This is a genomic window from Paramesorhizobium salinisoli (genome assembly GCF_003335045.1).
Lineage (GTDB): Bacteria > Pseudomonadota > Alphaproteobacteria > Rhizobiales > Rhizobiaceae > Paramesorhizobium > Paramesorhizobium salinisoli.
On sequence record NZ_QOZG01000067.1, the window covers coordinates 1 to 2,354 of the forward strand.

1 protein-coding gene is annotated in these 2,354 nt (G+C 53.6%); it reads left to right on the plus strand.

Going from position 1 to position 2,354, the window contains the following annotated elements:
* Positions 1-1,103: 1,103 nt before the first annotated feature.
* Complete coding sequence (locus DUT91_RS24805) at positions 1,104-2,150, plus strand: YncE family protein (RefSeq protein ID WP_147272300.1); 1,047 nt, start codon at positions 1,104-1,106, stop codon at positions 2,148-2,150.
* The last annotated feature ends 204 nt before the right edge of the window (positions 2,151-2,354 follow it).

Here is a 2,354-nt window from a genome sequence, read left to right on the forward strand (position 1 = left end):
CTTTGCGAGGTCGATCGCAAGGATATGCACCGCTGTCATCTGCCTTTCCTCCTTGAGCGCCACCATGGCGCTGGGCTGGCATCATACGCCGATGCCCGCCGGAGGGGGCATCCACCCCATCAGTTCAATATCCCGAAGCCGTGTCCGGCCTAGTGGTGGGAAATGCATTTGAAGATAGTACCGGTGAGCACAAGGAGTTTGGTGTTCTCAAAATCACTGGTTTCAAATGCAAGCCGGAAGCCAATACGGGCCTGGATGGGATGCATCAGCTACCTTTTGGCGCCCGCCAGGTCACAAAATCTATCCCTACTCCTGCGAAAGCTGGCGGTCACCCGGCTCAACTAAGTCATCTAATCGCGCGACGTTTTGCAAGCGTTTTTTCAAAGATCTGTCCAACCGGAACTGAGGCCAGTGCCGGTGAGCGAACGATGCAGGGGCCGAGTCTGGATTGCGCGTGTGCCGGAAGCAGGGTCGTCTTCGCGGTCGATACACGGTCGCCGCATGATGGGCTTCGCAGGTCGAGTGTTCCAATGTGGTTGACGCAATCCGCCGGTCAACTGCGGTTGCACCCCATCTTGCGGAATCACCGTACCCACGTCCCGGCAGGGACGTTCCGACACCGGCGCATCAGGACGCTGGCAAAAGGTATTCGGATCAGACCAGGCGGTCGTCGCAATGAAAAAGGCGCAGGTCGCTGTTGCTCGCAAACTGGCCGTCATCCTGCACTGCATCTGGACAGACGGCACCTCGTTCCAGTGGGGCAAGGAACCGGCCTGACACCTCCTCTACCTTCACCCGAAATCGCAGGGCTGAAATGGGCCTGTGATGTCCCGCCGGGACGGTGGTTGCGGTGACCTCGAAAAGGACCATGACCCCGGCACGGACAAAACAGACTTGACTAAGTCCCGCAATTAAAGGGCCGATTGACAGATTTCAGCGCCGCCGTCCTGATTTGGTTCGAGCAAATAGATATCAGTTATTTTATATATTATATTGGAATTACAATGAGATAACCATCTTCAGATGCGGTTGTTTTATTTATAGCCCCTCATGATACGATTTTATCAAGGAACAATTAGCACTGAGGGAACAGGACCATAATAATGACTTCAGACCCCATATCCATGACAGTGAATGACATCGGCTATCTACCGACCGGCAGTTCGAAAGGGGCAGCGAAATGGAGCTCCCTATCTGAAAAACTGCCAGGGAACACATGGGGTGTAGGCTACAGTACCTATAACAAGCGACTTTACACCTGCGGCTGGAATCCAGACGTAGTTCATGTCTTCGATGTCAGACGAAAGGGCGATGCATTCGGTTATTCTTATCTGCCTGATGTGAAGAATCTCTATGGGATCGAGCCACAGTTCCCGGTTTGCAGCTCGATTGGACAAGCTTATGTGACGTGCTTCAGTGGCGCATTGAATGTCATCAACACGACAACCAACGTAGCCAAGCAGGAGAAGCGCGTTCCTGCATTCAGCTTCAATAACGCCTTCTCGCCGGACGGACGGATGGCTTATTTTCCAGCAGGGAACGTGCTCTATGCGCTCAATATGGACTCGCCTAACCCAGCTGTACCAATACCTCTCAGCCCGCAACTCGATGGATCGGCGCACTGGGTGACGATCACAAGGAATGGCGATTATGCATATTGCGGCGGCGACCCGTATGGACGGTATCCTCGTAGTTATATGGCGCGTGTGGACCTGAGCACACAGCGAGAAGCGGGCCTCGTCAAGGACTTCTTTGACTTCGCAATTACACACGATGTGTCTTTTGATAATAAAAAAATATTCGTCGGATTGGGCGATGCACAGACTGCGAGCGGCGATCTTAGCGTCGCTGTCATCGATATTTCGCAAAACGCCAGGGTAGCATCCATTTTTATACCAGGAGATGCCCCTTGCCAAATTGCGTGCAGTCCGGTCGCTCCTCGTGCTTGCGCTACTGTACAATTTAATGACTTCACCGGCGCCGTACAGGTCATCGATACCGACAAGAACACATATATCGGTAGCATTCCGACAACAACGTGGGCCGGGGCCGTTGGATTTGATGAATACGGAAACGCTTACGCAGCATTGGAAGACAAAGTGATGGTCATCCTTCGAACCAAGCTTGATGCGATGGGAAATAGCACTTAAACGCCTTTGCTCGGCGCTGACGCCTGGGCCGTCGACGGTTCCCGATCAGGCAGGAGAGCAATGCCCGAACACGATAGCAAGACTGGAGGAAAGTCCGAGATCGGCCCATCAGGGAATTGCGGGCAACTAGATCCATACGTCTATGTCTTTCGTTCTCTCGCCCCCGGCGGTGCCGGTATTGGGCGTTCCCCTAGGCTCGATCAG

Coding starts and splice junctions, on each gene's coding strand:
- DUT91_RS24805 (WP_147272300.1), top strand. CDS start 1,104: ATGACTTCAGACCCCATATCCATGACAGTGAATGACATCGGCTATCTA.